The organism is Mesorhizobium sp. M7A.F.Ca.US.005.03.2.1, from assembly GCF_003997795.1.
Lineage (GTDB): Bacteria > Pseudomonadota > Alphaproteobacteria > Rhizobiales > Rhizobiaceae > Mesorhizobium > Mesorhizobium ciceri.
Map to the genome: position 1 here is coordinate 1 of NZ_RZRP01000646.1, position 3,708 is coordinate 3,708.

The following is a 3,708-nucleotide window of genomic DNA, read 5'->3' on the forward strand; positions in this document are numbered from 1 at the left end:
GGGTCACATCGGGCGGCTATGCGCATTATGTGCAGAAGTCGATGGCGCAGGGTTATATCCCCGCAGCGCTTGCCGAGGACGAAAGTGCCGGGCTGTTCGAGATCGAGATCCTCGGTCACCGGCGCCCGGCCCGCATCAATGTCGAAGCGCCCTTCGATCCGAGCGGCGAGAAGATGCGGACCTGAGGTTCGACGATGGACAGCGCGGGGCCGAAGGGCAGCTTTGGCCGCCACCGCAAGATCATGCCGTTCGAGCCGGGCTCGATCGAAGCTTTGCGCGACGCCTCCCGTCAGAAGGCGGGTTCGCTCAATCAGCATGTGCTGGGCTATGGCCCGCGGGCCGAGGCTGAGTGGGCGGCGGCAGGCATTGCCGCGCCCGACCTGGCGGCGATGCGAAAATACCGGCTGGAGCGTATCCGCGCCGAGTTGAAGCGGCGCGGCTATGCCGGCGCCCTGCTCTACGACCCCGTCAACATCCGCTACGCCACCGACAGCACCAACATGCAGCTTTGGGTGGCGCACAATCCGACGCGGCATTGCTTTATCGCCACTGAAGGCCCGGTGGTGCTGTTCGATTATTTTTCCTGCGAGCACCTGTCCGACCATTCCGGCGTCGTCAACGAGGTGCGGCCGGCGGTGTCGTGGATGTATCTCTATGGCGGTGAGCTGACCGAGCAAAAGGTCCGCCGTTGGGCCGCCGGAATAGCCGATTTGGTCAGGGAACATGGTAGCGGCAACAGCCGCATCGCTGTCGACCACATCAATCCCGAAGGCGTCGAGGAGCTGGCTCGCCTCGGCATTTCCATCGGCAATGGCGAAGCAGTGATGGAGAACGCGCGGCTGATCAAATCGCCGGACGAAATCCTCGCCATGCGCCGGGCGATTGTCGCTTGCGAAGCGGCGATGGGCGAGATGGAACAGGCGCTGAAGCCGGGCATTTCCGAGAACGAGCTATGGGCGGAATTGCATCGTGGCAACATCGCGCGCGGCGGCGAGTGGATCGAGACGCGACTGCTGACGTCAGGCCCGCGCACCAATCCGTGGTTCCAGGAATGCTCTTCGCGAAAGATCGAGGCTGGCGATCTCGTCGCCTTCGACACCGACCTGATCGGCCCCTACGGCTTCTGCGCCGACCTGTCGCGCACCTGGCTGTGCGGCGATGCAAACCCGTCGAATGAACAGCGCGCCCTGTTCCGCATCGCCGCCGACCAGATCGAACACAACATGGCTCTGATGCAGCCAGGCATCTCGTTTCGCGCCCTCGTCGAAGCCTCGGCGGTGCCGCCGGGTGACTGCTTCCCGACGCGCTACGGCGTGCTCTATCACGGCGTCGGTCTGGCCGATGAATACCCGACCTTGCCGCATGCCAGCGACTGGACATCGGACACGCCGGACGGCGTGCTGGAACCTGGCATGGTGCTGTGCGTGGAAAGCTATATCGGCCGGCTTGGCGGGCGCGAAGGCGTCAAGCTCGAAGAGCAGATCCTGATCACCGAGACCGGCAACGAACAGCTCTCAACCTACCCGCTGGATACGAGGCTGCTCGGATAGTCCGGCAAGCGCTTCTCGCATTGCCCTGACTGTCTTTTCCGGTGTTGCCCTCGCCGTGATGAACGGCAGGCCTTTGCGCCGTCCGGTCCAGCCGACGATCGCGACTTTCCGCGCTGCTGGCTCGAAGCGCTGCGCCAGCGCCCAGCTTTCGCAGTCGATCGCTGCAACATCGGCCCTGCCCTCGGCAATGGCGACGATTGAAGCGCGGTGACCGCCGCTCTCGCTACGCGACGAAAAGATGTCCAAGCCTTCGCCGGCCGCTTGCAGGTCGCGCGTCAGCGCAATGATGCCCGACATGGAATCGAGGCTGTTGAAGGTGAAGCGCTTGCCGCGGATCAGATCGAGCGGGATGAGAGCGCTGCCATCCGTAGGCGATCGAACTTCCGGTCCCTCGCCTATCCGCATCACCAGAGCGCTCGAATAGAGCTCGCCCTGCCCGCCTTCATAGGCGTCATAGCTCGGCTGGCCGACCACCTGCACATGCCTGGACAGGCCAAGTTCCATCGGCCCCCAGCAGGTCTGCGCGAACAGCAGCAAAGGATGCAGCCACAATCTATGGAAATCGAGTTCATCCGGTGGCAATGTCGCGGGATCGGGTGCGATCAATGCACCGGCAGCATCGCGAATTCCGCCCGGCACCGGCGGCAGGTCGCCATTGCGCCGCACGATGGCTCCCGGCGCGTCGATCCCCTTTTGCCGAAACGCATCGCGCAGCAGCACCCATTGCGCGTCGACCTCATCGCGCATTTCGGGCCAATCATACATCGGCAACGCCGCAACCAATTCACTCATGCCGATATCAAATCATCATGTCTGGAAAAAGGATCGCGAAAACGCGGCGTCCAATCAGAATTGGCCGACACGGATTCCGGGTAGGCCGGAATTATTCCTTGGGCGGCTCGGCGGGAACCGGCGCACTGCCGAGCCCGCTGATGCTGCGCGCCCTGATGCGCGGCTTGAAGGCCCTGCCCGGCTCAGGCGCACGCCGCAGCACCGGGTGCACGATCGGCTCTTTCGCCTTGAACGCATAGGCTTTGACCAGCGCGAAATAATTCGGATAGGCATAGCCATTGTTCATCCGCAGCCATTCCTCACGGCGGTCGCGAAACAGCTTGGGCAGCTTGTACCAGGCCACGGTCGGGGTCTTGTGATGGACGAAATGCAGATTGTTGTTGAGGAACAGGAACGACAGCGGCGAGCGCTCGACGATCACCGTACGGCCTTCCGGATGTTCCGACCATTGATGCTCGGCGAACGTACGGATCGAGATCAGCGACTGGCCGAGCCAGACCGGCACCAGAATGTAAAGCCACAGCGGGATGCCGAAGCCGAACTGAACGATCGGCAGCACGACGGCCAGGCCGATCGCATGCAGCAGCCAGGCCTTGCGGATCGGCTTGTCGCCGGCGATCACCTGCTTGGCATCGTCGATGAAGAAGCCGACGCAGGACAGCCACGGGCCGAGCACGAAGCGGCCTGCCATGGTGTTGTTGATCTTGAGCAGGAATTTCATCGTCGGCGGCAGCTCGTCATGCTGCCAGAGCGCCTGATAATAGCTTTCCGGGTCATCGAGCGGGTCGGTCAGCCGCTCGTCGGCGTGGTGACGCAGATGAATGGTCTTGAAGCGGCGGAACGGCCAGACCAGACCGATCGGCAGAAACACGAAGGCTTCGTTGACCCGCGCGTTGCGCGTCGGATGCCCGTGCAGCACTTCGTGCATGATCGACGACTGCAATGCGGCGGTGAAGGCGAGGACGGCGAGCGCCAGGACGGGATAGGAAGGCCAGAGCAGGAAACCGGTGGCGAGCCATGTCGCGTAGCAGAAGAAGGCGAGTACCACGGTTGGCCACTCAATGGCCCGTACGCTGTGTCGCCTGATGCTCTTGCTCGTCATGCTATCGACCACTGCCCCTCAGTCGCCGGAATCCCAATTGATTCCTGACAGCATTGTGTCAGGAGAAATGATTCCACTCAACGAGACAAAGTGCACGAACTGTTGCGATTGCGCATTTTTGACCGCACATGTTATACATTGTAAACAGACTTAGGGATTCATTTACGCCTAACGCCACCCTCGGAGCGGTTCCGGCGCAAATTTTTCCTCAATCCAGGTGGAGCACGGACATGGACAAGCGCGACCTGTCGACGATCTTCCGCG

4 protein-coding genes are annotated in these 3,708 nt (G+C 62.3%); 2 read left to right on the forward strand and 2 right to left on the reverse strand.

Annotated features, from left to right (window positions below):
* The coding region (locus EN991_RS27500; RefSeq protein WP_164769403.1) for a glycine cleavage T C-terminal barrel domain-containing protein at nt 1-185 on the forward strand (185 nt) is incomplete at its 5' end.
* Between the two features lie 9 nt (nt 186-194).
* Nucleotides 195-1,550: a Xaa-Pro peptidase family protein gene (locus EN991_RS27505; RefSeq protein WP_127369928.1), complete on the forward strand. Its 1,356-nt coding sequence runs from the start codon at nt 195-197 to the stop codon at nt 1,548-1,550.
* Here the strand turns inward: EN991_RS27505 and EN991_RS27510 are convergent.
* Both EN991_RS27510 and EN991_RS27515 read right to left on the reverse strand, forming a co-directional pair.
* Nucleotides 1,515-2,342, reverse strand: a complete 828-nt coding sequence (locus tag EN991_RS27510) for a PhnD/SsuA/transferrin family substrate-binding protein (protein WP_127369929.1) — start codon at nt 2,340-2,342, stop codon at nt 1,515-1,517. The genes EN991_RS27505 and EN991_RS27510 overlap by 36 nt on opposite strands.
* Before the next feature lie 91 nt (nt 2,343-2,433).
* Nucleotides 2,434-3,444 (reverse strand): fatty acid desaturase, encoded by a 1,011-nt coding sequence (locus tag EN991_RS27515; RefSeq protein WP_024501297.1) that lies wholly within the window; start codon nt 3,442-3,444, stop codon nt 2,434-2,436.
* Nucleotides 3,445-3,708: the final 264 nt, after the last annotated feature.

Excerpts from the sequence above, each read along its gene's own strand:
- EN991_RS27505 (WP_127369928.1), top strand. The coding sequence starts at position 195 with ATGGACAGCGCGGGGCCGAAGGGCAGCTTTGGCCGCCACCGCAAGATC.
- EN991_RS27510 (WP_127369929.1), bottom strand. The coding sequence starts at position 2,342 with ATGAGTGAATTGGTTGCGGCGTTGCCGATGTATGATTGGCCCGAAATG.
- EN991_RS27515 (WP_024501297.1), bottom strand. The coding sequence starts at position 3,444 with ATGACGAGCAAGAGCATCAGGCGACACAGCGTACGGGCCATTGAGTGG.